This window comes from Phenylobacterium sp., assembly GCF_965284355.1.
Classification (GTDB): domain Bacteria; phylum Pseudomonadota; class Alphaproteobacteria; order Caulobacterales; family Caulobacteraceae; genus Phenylobacterium.
This window is the reverse complement of record NZ_OZ260078.1, coordinates 1,034,892-1,051,363: the sequence shown is the minus strand read 5'-3', so window position 1 is coordinate 1,051,363 and position 16,472 is coordinate 1,034,892. Positions and strand designations below refer to the sequence as shown.

The following is a 16,472-nucleotide window of genomic DNA, read 5'->3' as shown; positions in this document are numbered from 1 at the left end:
GAACATGAGGACCGCCATGGATCGCCGCCAACTGCTGAGCGCCTTCTGCGCCACCGCCGCCGCCAGCCTGATCACCCCCGAGGTCGCCCGGGCTGCGCAACCGACCTGGTCGGCCGCGTTCGCCGACCTGGACGCCGACGTGCCGAGGACGCCGATGACCCTGGTGCGCGGGCGTGCGCCGGAAGGGCTCGCCGGCTCCCTGTACCGCAACGGGCCGGGGAAGTTCCGGCGGCCGGGCGGGTCGGTCGAGCACTGGTTCGACGGCGACGGGCTGATGCGCGCCTATCGGATCGACGGCGGCACGGCCACGGTGGAGGCGCGCTTCATCGACACGCCGAAGCGCCGCACGGACATCGCGGCGAACGCGGTGGTGACGCCGGGCTTCGGCACGCCGGCGCGGCCGGGCGCCAAGGTGGGCGACAACGACGACGTCAACGCGGCCAACATCTCGGTGATGCGGGTGGGCGGCGAGCTGTGGGCGCTGTGGGAGGGCGGATCGCCCATCGCGCTGGACCCGGCCGACCTGTCGACCAAGGGCGTCCGCACCCTGCGGGACGACCTGAAGCACATGCCGTTCCTGGCCCACCCCAGCCGGGGCCCGGACGGCGAGGTGTGGAGCCTGGGCGTCAGCGGCGCGAAGGCGATCGTCTGGCGGCTGGCCGCCGACGGCACGCTGAAGGACGCGCGGATGCTGGACATGCCGCGGGCCAGCTACATCCACGACTTCGTCACCACGCCGCGCCACCTGGTGCTGTACCTGCAGCCGTGGGTGCAGGACCGGTTCACGACGCCCTACGCCGACAGCTTCTCGTGGCGGCCCGAGCTGGGCAGCCAGGTGCTGGTGGTCGACAAGGCCGACTTCTCCAGGCGGCGGGTCTACGAGCTGCCGGCGGCGTTCGCGTTCCACTTCGGCGGGGCGTGGGAGGATGCGGACGGCACGATCCGCTTCGACGGCTGCTTCAGTCCCGACCCCACCTTCGCCCGCGAGAACGGCAAGTCGCTGATGACCGGGACCTACAAGCGCCAGGCGCCGCCGATGCTGGGGCTGGTGACCCTGCGCCCGGACGGCAAGGCCGGCATGGAGGCCGTGGGCGTGGCGGCCGAGTTTCCGCGCAACGGGGCGCGGACGGCGGAGCCCAGGCGCTACACGCTCCACGCGGCGGGCGTCGCGCCGGATGTGCCGATGTTCAACGGGCTGGCCAGCCACGACTGGAAGACCGGCCGGGCCGACACCTTCAACTTCGGCCCGGGCATGCTGATGGAGGAGGCGGTGTTCGTGGCCCGGCCGGGCGGCGCGGGCGAGCTGGACGGCTGGCTGCTGGCGCCGGCGGTGAACACCAAGGCGGGCGCGACCGAGCTGCATGCGTTCGATGCGCGCCGGATCGCGGACGGTCCGGTCTGCACCTGGCGCGCGCCGCTGGTGCTGCCGGTGAGCCTGCACGGGACATTCGTGGGGGCGTAGGGGCATCTCCATTCTACTCGTCATCCCGCGACTTGTTCGCGGGACCCATGGTTCCGCCGCTTCAAGACTCTGCGGCGGGCCGCGCGCCGCGGCCCGCTTGCACCGCATCGCCGCCGAGGGATGGGGTCCCGCGAACAAGTCGCGGGATGACGGTCGGAAAAATGTGGAGTGTGGACCTAGCCCACGTCCTGCGCGAGGGCCGTCAGCAGCAGGTCGCGGAGCTTGCCGCGTTCGACCTTGCCCATGGCGTTGCGGGGGATCTCGTCGATCCAGGCGAAGCGGGGCGGGGGCAGGTTGCCGTACTGGCCGAGGTGGCGCGCCAGGGCCTCGCGATCGAAGTCGTGCGCGGCGGTGACGGCGAGCCAGCACTGGTCGAGACCGTCCGCCCTGCCGGCTTCCGGAGCGGCGAAGGCGGCGCAGTCGATCACGCCCGGACAGGCGAAGGCGGCGGTCTCCAGCACCTGGGGCATGAACTTGCGCCCGCCGGCCAGGTTCAGGCGATCGTCGGCGCGGCCTTCGAGGACGAGCCGGCCGTCGGGCAGCCTGCGGCCGACGTCGCGGGTGTAGAACCAGCCGTCGCGGAACCGGGCGGCCGAGGCCTCCGGGTCGCCGATGTAGCCCTGGGTCATGCGCTCGGAGGTGATGCGGAACTCGCCGGACTGGCCGTCCGGAAGGGGGCGGCCGGCGTCGTCGACCACCTCCAGGATGGCGCCGGCCGGCGTGGAGCCCACGACACCGGGCTCGTCCTCGAGATCGGCGGCATGGCCGTAGGCCAGCAGGCTGCATTCGGTGGAGCCGTAGATGATGCGGATATCGGGGGTGATCCGGGCCATCGCCTCACGGGCCAGCGGCGCGGGCAACAGGGCGCCGGCGACGCCGAAGCGCCACTGCGGCTGCGGCCTGAAGCCGGGCGGCAAGGCGTCAAGCAGGGTGCGCAGCTGGCCGGGGGTCATCCCCACGAAGCCCGGGGCCAGGGCCTCCAGCCAGCGGGGCAGATCGGCAGGCGTAAGCGCGGTGGCCGCGGCGCCGCCGGCGCTCCAGGCGGCCACGAAGGCGCCGAACCCCAGCAGCGACTCGACGCCGGTCAGAGAGACGTAGGTTCCGGTCTTTCCGGCCCCGTAGGTCCGCAATGTCGTGAAGTTGGCGATCTCGATGCGCCGCCAGGAGAGGGCGACGCGCTTGGGGACCCGCGTGGTGCCTGACGACAGCATCACGCGACCAAGGCCTTCCGGGTCGAGTTCGAGCTGCGGCAGCGGGCGCGGTTCGGCCGCCAGGGTCGCGGACAGCCAGTCGGCGGTCACGCGCAGCGGCGGCGGACCGCCCGGGCGGTCGCGGTCGGTGAGGCGCAGGTCGGCGCCCGGGTCGCCGGACGGCGAGGAGGCCACGCCCAGCCGCGCCAGGGCACACATGGCCGCGAGCTGCAGATAGGGGGACTCCAGCGAAATCGAGATCACGCCGCTGGCCGGCGTGACGCCCAGGGCGGCCAGACCGGCGCCCAGCCGGTCGATATCGGCGTCGAACTGGGCATACGAGATGATGCGGTTCGGCGTGATCACGGCAGGCGCGCGCGGCGTCCAGTGGGCGTTGTCGCGGATGAAGCCGTCGAACATCAGGCGCCTCTCGTGGCCGAGAGGACGGCGTCGCGCAGCAGGCCGCGGTCGACCTTGCCCATGGCGTTGCGGGGGATCTCGTCGATCCAGGCGAAGCGCGAGGGCGGCAGGCCGTTGAACGTGGCCAGATGCTGAGCCAGGAGATCGCGGTCGAAGCCCGGCTCGGCGTGAACGGCGAGCCAGCAGTTCTCAAGGCCGTCGTCGTCGGGCACGGCGAAGGCGGCGCAGTCGACGACGCCCTCACAGGCCAGCGCCGCCGACTCCAGGATCCCGGGCATGAACTTGATCCCGCCCAGGTTCATGCGGTCGTCGAGGCGGCCCTCCAGCACGAGGCGGCCGTCGGGGAGGCGGTGGCCGATGTCGCGCGTGCGGAACCAGCCGTCGGTGAAGCGTTCGGCGGCGGCCTCGGGATCGCCGAGGTAGCCCTGGATGACCCGCTGCCCGCGGATCAGCACCTGGCCCGACTGGCCCTCGGGGACCGGGCGGCCATCGTCGTCGACGATGGCGACGATGGCGCCCGACGGCGTGATGCCGACCTGACCCGGCGCATCGTCCAGACCGGCGGCGAAGCCCAGCCCGCCGTTGCCGCCCTCGGTGGAGCCGAAGATCGTACGGACGTCCGGCGTGATGCGCAGCCGCGCCTCGCGGGCCACGCCGGGCGGCAGGACCGACCCGCCGACCACCAGCCGCCACCCGGGCCTGGGCTGAAAGCCCGTCGGCAGCGCGGCGAGCAGGCGCTGGAGCTGGACGGGCGTCATGGCGACGAGGCCGGGGGGCAGCGCCTCGAGCCACGGCGGCAGGTCTTCCGCGGCGAAGGTCTCGGTCACCGATGCGCCGACCGCCCAAGCGCACATGGCCATGGTCAGACCCATCATCGCGTCGGTCCCGACGAGCGGAATGTGGGCGCCGAGCTGGCCGGCGCAGTAGGACCGGAGCGACAGGTGATTGCCGTGCTCGATCCGCCGCCAGGTGTAGCCCACCCGTTTGGGGGGACCGGTCGTTCCGGACGAGAGCATGACCCGTCCTACGGCGAGAGGGTCGAGATGTCGCGGCGCGATGGGTCTGGGTTCGGCGGCGAACATGGCCGACGTCCAGGCCCGGTCGAGGACCAGGGCCGCCGGGCCTGCGGCGGTGTCGGGCTCCCGGTCGGTGAGGCGCACGTCGCAGCCCGGGTCGGATGACGGGGACGAGGCGATCCCCAGCCGCGCCAGCGCGGCGATCAGCAGGAGGCGGAGGTAGGCGTCGGCGACCGCGATCGACACGACGGCGTCCGGGGCCAGGCCCAGATCTGCGAGGGCCGCTGCGCAACGATCGACGTCGGCGTCCAACTCGGCATAGCTGCGCGCCCGCGCCGCCGTGATCACGGCCGGCGCCCGTGGACTCCAACGGGCATGATCGCGGATGTAGCCGTCGAACATGTGGGCAGAGCTAGCGCGAGAACGCCTTGAGTCAATCGAGCTCGGCGCGTTCACCCCTCCTCACCCGTAGGGGGAGGGGGACCATGCGCAGCATGGTGGAGGGGGCGCGACGGGGAGCGCCGAGCTTGGAGTGTTCCCCTTCCACCCCCCTTCGGGCGGTCCCCCTCCCCCTACGGGTGAGGAGGGCTAGCGAGCCCTCGCGGCGGACTGGACCATGCGGAGCGCGGTGTCCATGTCGTCGAGGACCAGGCTCGCGGAGAGACGAAGGACGCGAATGCGCCTTCCCGCTAGCCACTCGTCACGCTCGATATCGTGAAGGCGCGCGCTTCCCATCGCGTGCTGCTGACCATCGACTTCGACCGCCAGCCGAACGGCGTCGCAGTAGAAGTCGAGTACGAAGGGTCCGATGGGATGTTGTCGACGGAAGCGAAGGCCCTGTACCCGCCGGCGCAGCTGTTGCCAGAGGCGTACCTCAGGCGGACTCATTCGTCGCCTCAGCGACCTGGCGCGCGCGACGGTCTTGGCCGGAGCCTCCATGCGTGCAATTTGTGTTCATGATTTGTTCGGGTCAACGTCTAGGGCGTTGCAGAAGCGGCGGGTCAGGGGGTGTTCCTCTCCCCGCCCGGCGAGGAGAGGAACAAGCGTCCTAGCTGACGGTGTCTTCGCGGATGGTCTTGCGGGCCATCCAGAAGCAGATGAAGGCGACCATGCCGAAGCAGGTGGAGATGATCAGCGCCCATCGGACGCCCTCGGCGGCGCCCAGGCCCATGCCCTTGTTGAGAAAGTCGGACAGGATGCCCACGGCGAGCGGGCCCAGGCCCAGGCCGATCAGGTTGATGATGAAGAGCAGGATCGCCGCGGCCGTGGCGCGCATGTGCGGCGGCACGACGGACTGGCCGGTGCCGTAGACCGGGCCGTACCAGAGGGTGCCCAGGAAGCCGTTGATCGCCAGGATGAAGAGGGCGATGGCCGCCGAGTCGATGGTGACGGCGATGATGTAGACCGGGATGGTGATCAAGCTGGCGATGGCCGGAGCGACCATGTAGGCGCGCAGATCGTTCTTGCCGAACTTGTCGGCGATCCAGCCGCCGACATAGCTGCCGATGGCGCCGGCGGTGCCGCTGATGAGACCCAGCGCCAGGCCCAGGAAGCCGACGGGACCCAGTCCGAAATCATCGGCCAGCTTGTTGATCTCGGCGGTGTGGTTGCGCAGGAAGAACGAGGCCGTGAACGGGGCGTGACCGTAGCCGATGAAGGCCTTGATGGCGGCGGCGAAGGCGATGAACCAGAAGGTCGGGCGCTTCGCCAGGTAGGTCATGGTCTGGCCGAAGGTGGCGGACGACGCCATGCGCACCTTCTCGGCATGAGCCGACAGCAGTCGGCGCGGCTCCTTCAGCGTGAAGAAGGCCAGGACCGCGAAGATCAGACCCGGAGCGCCGGCCACCAGGAAGGCGGCCCGCCAACCGTAGGCGTCAGCCACGATGCCGCCCATCACGAGGCCGAGGAGGCCGCCGATCGGCGTGCCCATGGAGTAGAAGGCCAGGGCCGAGGCGCGCTTTTCCTTGGGCGCGTAATCCGCGATCAGAGAGTGGGCGGGCGGCGTGCAACCGGCTTCGCCCACGCCCACGCCGATCCGGTAGGCGATGAGCTGCCAGAAGTTGCCGGCTGTGGCGCAGAGCGCAGTGAATCCGCTCCACACCGCCACGGCGCCCCCGATGATGAAGGCGCGGTTCTTGCGCTCGGCCATGCGGGCGATGGGGATGCCCAGGAACGTGTAGAAGAGCGCGAACGCCAGGCCGCTCATCAGGCCGAGCTGCCAGTCGGCGAGGCCCAGGTCGTTCTTGATGGGCTCGGCCAGGATGTTGATGACCTGCCGGTCCAGGAAATTGACGATATAGATGCCCAGCAGCAGGAACATCGCGTAGCGCGTGTAGCCCGGCGAGAAGGGGGTCGCTGAGGTCTCCGGCAGCGCAGGTTTTGCGGTCGGCGGCGCGTCGGGCGAAACAGCATCGGTCATATTGGGCGGGTCCTCGGCAGCGTCTGTTGTTCTTATGGTTGGTTGGACTAGATGGCGCCCGGCCCCCCGCCGCAATAGTTCAAGTGTTTCAGGTCCGCAGTAAGGAGTCGGCGATGCAATTGGTGATCGGCACGAAGAAGTGGTCGACGTGGTCGCTGCGACCCTGGCTGGCGCTGAGGCGGGCCGGCTTGCCCTTCGAGGAGGTGCTGGTCGAGCTGCGTCAGGAGAACAACATGAGCGAGGCGGCGATCCGGAAGCACTCGCCGTCGGGTCTCGTGCCCTGCCTGAAGGATGGCGACCTCGTGGTCGTCGATTCCCTGGCGATCTGCGAGTACGCGGCCGAGAAGGCGCCGTCGCTGTGGCCCAAGGATCCCGCCGCGCGGGCGCTGGCGCGGTCCGCGGCGGCCGAGATGCATTCGGGATTCGCCTCGCTGCGCGGCGAGTGCCCGATGGCGCTGGACGCCGAGCCCAGGCCCACCGACATCTCGCCGGCCACCCAGGCCAACGTACGCCGGATCGTGACCCTTTGGACGGGGATGCTGGACCGCTTCGGCGGGCCGTTCCTGGCCGGCGACTGGTCGATCGCCGACGCCTTCTACACGCCGGTGGCGTCGCGATTCCGGACCTATGGAATCAGGCTCAGCGACTACGGCGACGACGGCCGCTGCGGCGAGTACGGCGCGCGCCTGCTGGAGCAGCCCGAGTTCCTGGAGTGGGAAGCCGCGGCCAAGTGAGGCGCTATGCGGCGCTGATGCGGGCGGTGAACGTCGGCGGCCAGGGCGCGCTGCCGATGGCGCAGGTGCGCGCGATGCTGGCCGAACTGGGCTTCGACGACCCGCAGACCCTGCTGGCGAGCGGCAACGCGCTGGTCGGCTCGACGCTGACGCCGGCCGAGATCGAGAGGGCCTTCGAGGCGGGGATCGAGAACACCTTCGCCTTCAAGACCGACGTGCTGGTGCGCGACGTGGACCAGTTGAAGGCCGTGATGGCGCAAAACCCGTTTCCCGACTTCGCGCGGGAGCGGCCATCGACCTTCATCGTCTATTTCCTGCGCGGGGAGGCGGACGGCGACCTCGCGGACCTGAGGCCGTTTTGCGTGTTCGGCGAGGCGGTCGCGATGGGGCCGGGCTGTCTGTACCTCTGCTATCCGGAGGGATCGGGGACCTCGAAGCTGTCGGGGGCCGTGATCGAGCGGAAGCTCAAGGTGCGCGGCACGGGCCGCAACTGGAACACGGTCGGCAAGCTGGTGGCGAAGCTGGGCGGGTAGGCCAAGCGGGCGCTGTCAGGTCGCGAACTGGTCGTCGAGGTAGCGCAGGTCGGGGGCGTCGCCGGTGTTGGCGGTGGCGTCCAGGCCCAGCCAGCGGCGCATCTGGGGGCTCAGCGAGGCCTGGGTCTCGGCCGAGAGGGCGGCGTTCCAGTTGACCTGCTGGCGCAGGAACGGGCGCGTGTAGTAGCCGAACAGCAGGGCGCGATCCTGGTCGGCCGTGATGTTGGCGCCCGAGGTGTGCCAGATGCGGCCTTCCATCACGATGATCGAGCCGGCCTTGGCCTCGAAGGGCTGGAGGCGGCGGTTGGCGTCGGCGGGGACGTCGGCGCGGGTCTGCCAGCGGTGGCTGCCGGGGATGAACAGGGTGGCGCCGTTGTCGAACGTGACGTCGGTCAGGCACCAGATGACATTGAGCGCCCAGGGCTGGACCCAGGGCTCGGGCACGACCAGCGACTGGTCGGAATGCAGCGCCATCGACTTCGAGCCGGGGCGGGCGATGTTGGCGGTGAAGTTGGAGATCAGGAACTCGCGGCCGAGCAGCGACCCGACCATCTCGACGGCGGTGGGGTGAGCGATCAACTCGCGGAACGTGGCGTCCAGCTCCATCAGGAAGAAGACGCGGACGTTGCTTTCGTTGGGATCCAGCACCGGCATGTAGGTGTCGACCCCGCGACGGCGGCTCTCGTCGGCGGCGGCCCAGAGGCGGTCGAGGGCCTGGCGGGCGGCGGCGGGGTCAAGGACGTCGGGGATCACGCACCAGCCGTCATCGCGCAGCTGCGCCTTGGCGGCGGCGAGGGGGTCTTGCATGGCGGCGACCTCTCACGACGGACGGAAGGCGCTGAGGCTGCGGCGGCCGTCGCCGCGTCAGTCAAGCGGTGCGCGGCAGGCGGATGGTGGCGCGGGCGCCCTTGCCGCCGGCGCCGGGCGACCAGGTGAGGCTGCCGCCATGGGCCGTGGCCCGGTCGGCGAGGCCGCCGAGGCCGGCGCCCGGGGTGACCTGGGCGGTGTCGAAGCCCTTGCCGTCGTCCTCGACCGTCATCACGAGGTCGCCGCCGTCCTCGGAGAGTGTGACACGAACCTGGGTGGCGGCCGCATGCTTCAGGATGTTGTTGGTGAGTTCGCGCAGCATGGCGCGGAGCGATTGGCCGGTCTTGGAGTCGACGCCTGCGGGCGGGGCCACATCCACGGGCCAGTCCAGGGTGACGCCGCGGGCTGCGAGGCGTTCGGACATCTCCTTGCGGCTGCGGGCGAGGGTGTCGGCGAGGTCGGTCTCGGGGCCGGTGGGCTCGGTGACGATCGAGCGCAGGTCGGCCAGGGTCTCGCGGATGTAGCGGTCCTTGCGCTCGCCGTCGCGGCTGTGCAGCGCGCTGAGCAACGTGGCGCCCAGGTTGTCGTGGATGTCGCCGGCGATCCGCTTGCGCTCGCCCGCCACGCCGCGCTCGTAGGAATCGCGGCTGTCGAAGACGAAGCGGAGCATGCCGCTGAGCGAGCCCGCCTCGGCGAGGTCGGCCGGCGAGAACAGGGCGCGGCCGCCGCGGGCGTACTGGAGGCGGAGCGCCGGGATCGACTGCATCGCGGGCGTGATGAGGGCCAGCCCGTCCTGGTCCAGGCGCGGCCGGTCGGTGGCGTCGGCGACGTCGATGTTCAGCGGGTCGAAACGCTTGCGCAGCACCTCGACCCAGCGGGCGAACTGGTCCTCGGGCGAGGCCGACAGGCCGATCTGGACGACGCCCTCGAAGGTGGCCCGGTCGTCGCGGGGCGGGCGGCGCAGCACTTTCTCGGCCAGCCAGCCGCGGAACGGCAGCCAGACCAGCCCGCAGATCAGCAGCGCCAGCGACAGGCTGGCCCCGGCCGAGACCTGCAGGACCGCCAGGAACAGCATGTCCAGCGCCGCCAGCATCAGCAGGCCCAGGGTCCAGGCGACGATCCGGCCCCACCACTCGCCCAGTTCGAACAGGCGGTAGCGCATGATGCCGACGGCGAGGCCGCCGTAGATCAGCAGGAACAGCAGGAAGCCGTAGGGCTCGATCGGCGAGGTATCGATGCCGAACATCTGGGGCGCGAGGATCAGGAAGCCGAACGCGCCGGCCATCACGACCCACGACAGCAGGAACCAGCTGAGCGCGGCGCGCGCGAGGGGATCGCGGCGGGTGAGCCGCCAGTGGATGGCCCCCAGCACGAAGCATCCGCCCAGCGCCACCATGGTGAGAAACCGCCGCGCGAAGGTGAGATCGGGGAAGAGGCCCAGCGCCTGGGCGAGCCACCAGGCGAGGAAGAAGGCCACCAGCGCCAGCCCGGCCCAGCGGGGCGCGATCTGCTTCGGATAGTAGAGCAGGAGCGCGAAGAAGGCGGCCGAGGCCATGTTGCCGGAGAAGAAGTTCGCGCCGTTGATGAGGTAGAAGTCGAGCTCGGGGATCGCCAGTTCGCGCTCGGCGTACATCACCCCGGCCGGGGCGCAGATCATCATGGACACGCCGCTGAGCAGCACCCAGCGGGCGCTGGCTTCGCGGGGGCGGAACACGAAGATGGCGGCGGGGATCAGGCCTGAGACGCCGCCCACCACGATGCCGATCCAGAAGTCGATGGGCAGCGAGCGCAGCGGCCGGTGCGGCTCGGGGCTCACGGTCCAGGCCCGCCCCCTGGTGTCGGTGAAGGTGAGTTGCGGCAGGCGCATCATCGTCGCGTAGGCGCCCTGGCGGGCCATGAAGCGCTGGTACTCGGCATAGGGCCCGAAGCTGCCGTCCACCTGGCCGGTGAGGTCCTTGGGCTCGAGCCGCAGGGTCTGGCCGCCGCCGGAGACGGTGGTGATCACGGCTCCGACGGGGATCTGTGCGGAGGGGCCCTCGGCCGACTGGACGACCGCGCCGCCGGCCCGGGCGTCGAACTGGAGGCGCAGGCCCAACCAGGGCTGGGACGCCGCATAGACGGTGGCGCCGACCATGACCGCGAGCACGACGACGAGCGCCAGGGCCAGGAGGCGCGTCGGCGCCGCCGGAGCCGCCGGGCGGCTCAGGTGTGCAGCGGCCGGCGCGGTCGCGGCTTCATCCATATCTCAGGCGTTCCCCCTGCACGCGACGCGCGAGACCTCTGCATTCCTTAGGGGATTCATTAGTCTGCCTGTCGTAGAAATATTATCGTTAGTGTCAGAATCCGGGAGTGTGGCGTCCCACCCATGCAAGAGTCCGGCCTTCATGAGGGCGATGCCGCGCGTCTGTGCCTGATCCTGGAGGATCGGCCGGACACGCGCGACTGGCTCGTGGAGCTGGCGGGCGAGACGTTTCCGGACCTGCGGATCGCCACCGCGGGCACGTTGCGCGATGCGCGACGCTGGCTGGCCGAGGATGCGAGCGCCGGCGTGCTGGCCCTGGCCATCATCGATCTTGGCCTACCGGACGGCTCGGGCGTGGAGATCGTGGCCCAGGTGGCGCGGGACTTCCCTGATGCACTGCCGGTGGTGGCGACCATCTATGACGACGACGCGCACCTGTTCGACAGCCTGGCGGCCGGCGCGCAGGGCTATGTGCTGAAGCACGAACGGCCCGAGGACGTCGCCGCCTGCCTGCGCCGGATCGAGGCGGGCGAGCCGCCGCTGTCGCCGTCGATCGCGCGGCGGCTGCTGGAGCGGCTGCGGCCGGGGCCGGCGGCCAAGCCCAAGGACGACGCGGGGCTCTCGCCGCGCGAGACCGAGGTGCTGACCCTGCTGGCGCGGGGAATGTCGGCGCCGGAGGCCGCGCGCGCCATCGGCCTGAAGCCGCAGACGGTGGCGGGCTATGTGAAGGTGATCTACCAGAAGCTCCACGTGAGCAGCCGCGCCGAGGCGGTGCTGGCGGCGGCGGAGCGGAGGCTGATCTGAACCCCACGGCGCGCACCGTTGTGGTCTGGGCGCTGGTCCTGGCGGCCGGCGCGCTCGTCCTGCAGTGGCTGGAGTACCAGTATGTCGCGCGGGCGTTCTCGCGGGACATCTACATCGGCCTGATCGGGACGGCGTTCGCGGCGGGGGGCGTCTGGGCGGGGTGGAAGCTCAGCGCGCGGAAGGCGGCCGGCTCGGCCTTCGTGCGGAACGACGCCGCGCTGAAGTCGCTGGGCCTCACCGGCCAGGAGGTTCGCGTCCTGGAGCGGCTGGCGGCGGGGCAGTCGAACAAGGAGATCGCACGCACGCTGGGACTCTCGCCCAACACCGTGAAGACGCACGTGGGCAACCTGTTCGCCAAGCTGTCGGTGAGCCGGCGACTGCAGGCCGTCCGCAAGGCGCGCGACCTGGAACTGATTCCGTAACAACGGGCGGGACGTCGCAATTCACCCTTTTGGGCGATACCGTTTCCGCCCCGCGTCGCCTGAGCTTGGCGTGTCTTCAACGCAGGAGCCGCACATGGCGCGCATCGTTCTCACCTACGGCCTGATCTCGGGGGCCATCATCATCGCCGGTGTCCTGGCGACCCTCATCCTGAACGGCGACGCGCCGCATTCCAACGTCTGGCTGGGCTACCTGATCATGCTGGTGGCGCTGTCGGCCGTCCTGGTCGGCGTGAAGCAGCATCGCGACCAGGCGCTGGGCGGCGTGATCCGGTTCTGGCCGGCGCTGGGCGTCGGCGTGGCGATCGCGCTGGTGGCGACGGCCATCTACGTCGTGGTCTGGGAAGTCTATCTCGCCGCGACCGACTACGCCTTCATGGAGCAGTACATCGCTCAGACGCTGGCCCAGAAGCGCGCCGACGGCGTCACGGGGGCGGCCTATCAGAAACTGGCGGCCGAGATGGACGTGATGCGGGTCCAGTACGCGAACCCGCTGTTCCGCGTGCCCATGACGTTCGTCGAGATCTTCCCGGTCGGACTGCTGGTGGCGGTCGTGAGCGCGGGCCTGCTGCGGAATCCGCGGTTCCTACCGGCGCGCACTCCGGTGGGATAAGCGCTCTACTCCAGATACATCGCCCGCAGCCTGGCGACGTCGGCGGGGCTGACGCCCAGCTCCTTGTCGAGGTAGGCGTCGACGGAGCCCCAGCGGGTCTCCACTTCGGCCAGGGCAAACTCGAGGAGGGCCTTGTCCTGGCTGTCGAAGAGGGGGCGGGGGGTCTTGTAGTTTGGGTCCTGCTGGTAGCCCGCGAACATGGCGGCCGCCGGATTGGCGCCGGCGGTCGCGGGATCGATACGGGGCATCTCGAACTCGGGCCGGCGGTAGGTCGTCGACAGGTGGTAGTCGGCGATGATCGTCTCGCGCGGAACGCCCAGGGCCGAGAGCACCATCGCGGTGGCGAAGCCGGTCCGGTCCTGGCCCGCCGAGCAGTTGTAGGCGACGGCCCCGTCGCCCGCGAGCAGCTCGGCGAACAGTATCCGGAGCTGAGGGGCCAGCAGGTCGGGCATTCGTCGGTAGACGGCGTGCATCCGCTCATCGCCCGACGGGGCGCCGGCGCCCTGCGGGGTCAGGCTGGTCATGCTGTAGCCGACGGCGGCGTAGCGGACGCCCGCGATGCGGCTGGGGGCCAGCGCACGCTCTTCGCTGGAGCGCAGGTCGACCATGTCGGCGAGGCCCAGGGCCTTGATCATCATGAGGTCGGCGTCGGTCAGCATGGCGGTGGCGCCCGAGCGATAGATGCGCCCCCAGCGCACAGGCTTGCCGCCCGCGCCGGGATAGCCGCCCAGGTCGCGGAAGTTGGAGCCCTGCTGCAGCGGCAGCGCGCGCTCGGCCACGCGCGTGACCCGGCCATCGCCGCCGTCGCGCAGGAGGAAAAAGGGGCGCGCGTCCACGGGCGCGGCGTACTCGACGCGGCCGTCGCGGCTCTTGGCGGCGACGAGCTTCGCCGCGGAGAGCGGCGCGTCGGCCGTCGGGGCGACATAGACATCCACGGGGTCGGAGTCGGTCCAGGTGACCACGACCCGGCCCTCGGCGCGCTCGGCCTTCTGGGCGGTGATCGCGTGGGCCGGACCGGCGGCCAGCACCAGCGTCAGGGCGGTCAGGGCGAGATGTTTCATGGGGGGCCTCTCCGGGTGGTCGAAGAGGCTTAGGCGTGAGCGATGAGAGCGCGGCGACGGTTCTGTGATGGCCGCGTGAAGGCGCTCGAAGTTGGCGCGACGGCGAGCTTAAACGCCGCCCGGCCCGGTGCGCACCTCGACGTCGCGGGCGCCGACCGGGTCGCCGCATTCCGAGCAGATGAGCACCGGGTGGAAATCGCAGCCGCAGGCGCGGTGGCGGTGGAGCAGGGGCGGCCCTTGCTCCCCGGCATAGTGGGTGTCGCCCCAGTGGACGATGGCCATGATCACCGGGTGCAGGCTCAGGCCCTTGTCGGTCAGGCGGTACTCGTGGCGGACCGGGTTCTGCTGGTACTCGTCGCGGCGCAGGACGCCCTCGTCGACCAGATGCTTCAGGCGATCGGCGATGATGCTGCGCGAGATGCGCAGGCGGCGCTCGAAGTCGTCGAAGCGACGGATCCCCAGGAAACAGTCGCGCAGGATCATCAGCGTCCAACGGTCGCCGATCACCGAGACTGAGCGGGCCACCGAGCACTGTTGGTCGGCGAGCTGGCTCCACTTCATTCGAACACTCCGGGGTTTGCGCGAGGGTGCGCTTGACTGGGTTCGGATTCAAGACCAACGTGGGTTTAAATTTCGAACGGAGTGGGTGGAGATGGCCGAACAGAAGGGTGTCTGCCTGGTCGTGGGCGTGGGCGACGGCCTGGGTTCGGCGCTGGCCAGGGCGTTCGCCGCCGAGGGGCACATCGTGTGCATGACCCGCCGCGCCCGGAACCTGGATGACCTGAAGAAGGTGGAGGCGCAGATCCGCGAGGCCGGCGGCGCGGCGCACGCCTATGGGGTCGACGCCCGCTCCGAGGACGAGATGGCAGCGCTGTTCGAGACCATCGAGCGGGACGTGGGCCCACTGGAGGTGGTGGTCTTCAACATCGGCGCGAACGTGCGCTTCGGCATCCGCGAGACGACAGCGCGGGTGTTCACAAAGGTCTGGGAGATGGCCTGTTTCGCGGGCTTCCTGGCCGGGCGCGAAGCCGCCAAGGCCATGGTCCCGCGCGGGCGGGGCACGATCCTGTTCACCGGGGCGACCGCCAGCGTGCGCGGGCGCGACGGGTTTGCGGCCTTCGCCTCGGCCAAGCACGGCCTGCGCGCGGTGGCCCAGAGCATGGCGCGCGAACTGGGGCCGCAGGGCATCCACGTGGCGCATGTGGTGATCGACGGCGCGGTGGACGGGGTGTTCATCCGCAGCAACCGCGACAACGTCGACGACCTGCTGGCCGACGACGCGATCCTGCGCCCCGAAGACATCGCGCAGAATTACGTGGCGTTGAGCAAACAGCCGCGCTCGGCGTGGACGCACGAACTGGACGTGCGGCCCTGGAAAGAAGCGTGGTGAGGGAGAAACCATGAGAAAGACCATCGACTTCATCTTCGATTTCGGCAGCCCGAACGGCTATCTGGCCTGGAAAGTGCTGCCCGGGATCGCCGAGCGCACGGGGGCTGAGCTGAACCTGATCCCCTGCCTATTGGGCGGGATCTTCAAGGCCACGAACAATCGCTCGCCCATGGAGGCGTTCGGCGAGGTGAAGGGCAAGCTGGCTTACGAGGCGCTGGAGACGAAGCGCTTCGTCCAGAAGCACGGCCTCTCGAAGTATCGCCAGAATCCGCATTTCCCGGTCAACACGCTGCTCATCATGCGCGGCCTGGTGGCCGCCAGGCGGATGGGCGTCGGCGACGCCTACCTCGAGGCGGTCCTGAAGGCGATGTGGGAGGACGGCCAGAAGATGGATGACCCGGCGGTGGTCGCCGAGGTGCTCACGGCGGCGGGCCTGGACGCCCAGGCGCTGCTGGCGGCGACGCAGGACCCGGAGGTGAAGGCCGAACTGGTCGCCAACACCGAGGCCGCCGTGGCCCGGGGCGTGTTCGGCATCCCGACCTACTTCGTCGACGGCGAGATGTTCTTCGGCAAGGACCGGCTGGAGCAGGTGGAAGAGGCGGCCTCAGGGGCGGTCTAGGCGCCGCTGCGTCACCCGCGTCACAGTCCACAGACTTACGGCGGAGGGCGGACGATGGACATGGGCTCGGCGCGGGCGTTCGGACCCGACGTGGCCGTGGACCCCGGCGCGTTCGTCCACCCCAGCGCACAGATCTACGGCAAGGTGAGTGTGGCCGCCGGCGCCTCGATCTGGCCCAACGTGGTGGTGCGCGCGGAGTCGCAGGAGGTGGCGATCGGCCGCCGGACCAACATCCAGGACTTCGTGATGATCCACGTCGGGAACGGGACCGGCACGATCATCGGCGAGGACTGCTCCATCACGCACCATGTGACCCTGCACGGGTGCCGGATCGGCGACCGGGTGCTGGTCGGGATCGGGGCCACAATCATGGACGGCTGCGTGATCGGCGAGAACTCGATCGTCGCGGGGCAGGCGTTCCTGAAGGAAGGCACGGTCATCCCGCCCAACTCGATCGTGATGGGCGCGCCCGGCAAGGCCGTGAAGGAGCGCAACAGCGCCGCGGCCAACGCCTTCAATGCCTGGATGTACCGGGAGAATGCCGCCGCCTATGTCCGCGGCGAGCACAGGCTGTGGGCGACGGAGACCTTTGCGGAAGACGCGCGAGTCGAGCGCGGGCGGCTGGCGGCCCTTTACGGCGGCTAGAGGTCAGAAAGCCCCACAACACTGCGTCGAAGCGTCGCGGCGACCTCGCGCCGCGTTCACCGCTCGTAAGGATCGCG

General features: G+C 70.3%; 17 protein-coding genes. 9 read left to right on the top strand and 8 right to left on the bottom strand.

Features of this window, described 5'->3' with window-relative positions; genetic code table 11:
* Positions 1 to 16: 16 nt before the first annotated feature.
* The gene (locus ACQ66R_RS05100; protein ID WP_430419816.1) at positions 17 to 1,462 is read left to right on the top strand and encodes a carotenoid oxygenase family protein; all 1,446 of its coding nucleotides are present in this window, start codon (positions 17 to 19) and stop codon (positions 1,460 to 1,462) included.
* 176 nt (positions 1,463 to 1,638) lie between these two features.
* Here ACQ66R_RS05100 and ACQ66R_RS05095 read toward each other — a convergent pair whose 3' ends face one another.
* The 4 genes from ACQ66R_RS05095 to ACQ66R_RS05080 form a co-directional block, all read right to left on the bottom strand.
* Positions 1,639 to 3,072, bottom strand: coding sequence for a class I adenylate-forming enzyme family protein (locus tag ACQ66R_RS05095; RefSeq protein WP_430419814.1), 1,434 nt, complete (start codon positions 3,070 to 3,072; stop codon positions 1,639 to 1,641).
* Positions 3,072 to 4,490 (bottom strand): class I adenylate-forming enzyme family protein, encoded by a 1,419-nt coding sequence (locus tag ACQ66R_RS05090; protein ID WP_430419812.1) that lies wholly within the window; start codon positions 4,488 to 4,490, stop codon positions 3,072 to 3,074. Before ACQ66R_RS05090 ends, ACQ66R_RS05095 begins: the two co-directional genes overlap by 1 nt.
* Before the next feature lie 186 nt (positions 4,491 to 4,676).
* Entirely contained in the window at positions 4,677 to 5,027 is a 351-nt protein-coding gene (locus tag ACQ66R_RS05085; RefSeq protein WP_430419810.1) for an endonuclease domain-containing protein, read from the bottom strand.
* Between the two features lie 109 nt (positions 5,028 to 5,136).
* Positions 5,137 to 6,507 (bottom strand): spinster family MFS transporter, encoded by a 1,371-nt coding sequence (locus ACQ66R_RS05080; RefSeq protein WP_430419809.1) that lies wholly within the window; start codon positions 6,505 to 6,507, stop codon positions 5,137 to 5,139.
* Positions 6,508 to 6,620: 113 nt separating this feature from the next.
* On the opposite strand from ACQ66R_RS05080, the gene ACQ66R_RS05075 reads away from it, so the two are divergent.
* Both ACQ66R_RS05075 and ACQ66R_RS05070 read left to right on the top strand, forming a co-directional pair.
* The gene (locus ACQ66R_RS05075) at positions 6,621 to 7,241 is read left to right on the top strand and encodes a glutathione S-transferase family protein (RefSeq protein WP_430419808.1); all 621 of its coding nucleotides are present in this window, start codon (positions 6,621 to 6,623) and stop codon (positions 7,239 to 7,241) included.
* A complete protein-coding gene (locus ACQ66R_RS05070) occupies positions 7,238 to 7,774 on the top strand; it encodes a DUF1697 domain-containing protein (RefSeq protein WP_430419806.1) in 537 nt (178 codons plus the stop codon). Before ACQ66R_RS05075 ends, ACQ66R_RS05070 begins: the two co-directional genes overlap by 4 nt.
* 15 nt (positions 7,775 to 7,789) lie before the next feature.
* On the opposite strand, the gene ACQ66R_RS05065 is transcribed toward ACQ66R_RS05070, so the two are convergent.
* Positions 7,790 to 8,581: a phytanoyl-CoA dioxygenase family protein gene (locus ACQ66R_RS05065; protein ID WP_430419804.1), complete on the bottom strand. Its 792-nt coding sequence runs from the start codon at positions 8,579 to 8,581 to the stop codon at positions 7,790 to 7,792.
* 61 nt (positions 8,582 to 8,642) lie between these two features.
* Complete coding sequence (locus ACQ66R_RS05060; RefSeq protein WP_430419803.1) at positions 8,643 to 10,823, bottom strand: ATP-binding protein; 2,181 nt, start codon at positions 10,821 to 10,823, stop codon at positions 8,643 to 8,645.
* 123 nt (positions 10,824 to 10,946) lie between these two features.
* On the opposite strand from ACQ66R_RS05060, the gene ACQ66R_RS05055 reads away from it, so the two are divergent.
* The 3 genes from ACQ66R_RS05055 to ACQ66R_RS05045 all read left to right on the top strand — a co-directional run bounded on the left by ACQ66R_RS05055 (position 10,947) and on the right by ACQ66R_RS05045 (position 12,680).
* The gene (locus ACQ66R_RS05055) at positions 10,947 to 11,627 is read left to right on the top strand and encodes a LuxR C-terminal-related transcriptional regulator (protein WP_430419801.1); all 681 of its coding nucleotides are present in this window, start codon (positions 10,947 to 10,949) and stop codon (positions 11,625 to 11,627) included.
* The gene (locus tag ACQ66R_RS05050; protein ID WP_430426210.1) at positions 11,624 to 12,049 is read left to right on the top strand and encodes a response regulator transcription factor; all 426 of its coding nucleotides are present in this window, start codon (positions 11,624 to 11,626) and stop codon (positions 12,047 to 12,049) included. Before ACQ66R_RS05055 ends, ACQ66R_RS05050 begins: the two co-directional genes overlap by 4 nt.
* Positions 12,050 to 12,143: 94 nt before the next feature.
* The gene (locus tag ACQ66R_RS05045) at positions 12,144 to 12,680 is read left to right on the top strand and encodes a DUF4199 domain-containing protein (RefSeq protein WP_430419799.1); all 537 of its coding nucleotides are present in this window, start codon (positions 12,144 to 12,146) and stop codon (positions 12,678 to 12,680) included.
* A gap of 5 nt (positions 12,681 to 12,685) precedes the next feature.
* Here ACQ66R_RS05045 and ACQ66R_RS05040 read toward each other — a convergent pair whose 3' ends face one another.
* Both ACQ66R_RS05040 and ACQ66R_RS05035 read right to left on the bottom strand, forming a co-directional pair.
* Positions 12,686 to 13,741, bottom strand: a complete 1,056-nt coding sequence (locus tag ACQ66R_RS05040) for a tyrosine-protein phosphatase (protein WP_430419797.1) — start codon at positions 13,739 to 13,741, stop codon at positions 12,686 to 12,688.
* Positions 13,742 to 13,849: 108 nt separating this feature from the next.
* Positions 13,850 to 14,302, bottom strand: coding sequence for a winged helix-turn-helix transcriptional regulator (locus ACQ66R_RS05035; RefSeq protein WP_430419796.1), 453 nt, complete (start codon positions 14,300 to 14,302; stop codon positions 13,850 to 13,852).
* 91 nt (positions 14,303 to 14,393) lie between these two features.
* Between ACQ66R_RS05035 and ACQ66R_RS05030 the strand changes: the two genes are divergently transcribed.
* From ACQ66R_RS05030 to ACQ66R_RS05020, 3 genes are read left to right on the top strand one after another with little or no spacing between them, the layout of a single operon-like run.
* Positions 14,394 to 15,131 carry an SDR family oxidoreductase gene (locus ACQ66R_RS05030; protein WP_430419794.1) on the top strand — a complete coding sequence of 246 codons (738 nt, stop codon included), beginning with the start codon at positions 14,394 to 14,396 and terminating at the stop codon, positions 15,129 to 15,131.
* Positions 15,132 to 15,141: 10 nt separating this feature from the next.
* Positions 15,142 to 15,750 carry a 2-hydroxychromene-2-carboxylate isomerase gene (locus ACQ66R_RS05025; RefSeq protein ID WP_430419792.1) on the top strand — a complete coding sequence of 203 codons (609 nt, stop codon included), beginning with the start codon at positions 15,142 to 15,144 and terminating at the stop codon, positions 15,748 to 15,750.
* A 54-nt stretch (positions 15,751 to 15,804) separates the two neighbouring features.
* Positions 15,805 to 16,395 (top strand): gamma carbonic anhydrase family protein, encoded by a 591-nt coding sequence (locus ACQ66R_RS05020; RefSeq protein WP_430419790.1) that lies wholly within the window; start codon positions 15,805 to 15,807, stop codon positions 16,393 to 16,395.
* The last annotated feature ends 77 nt before the right edge of the window (positions 16,396 to 16,472 follow it).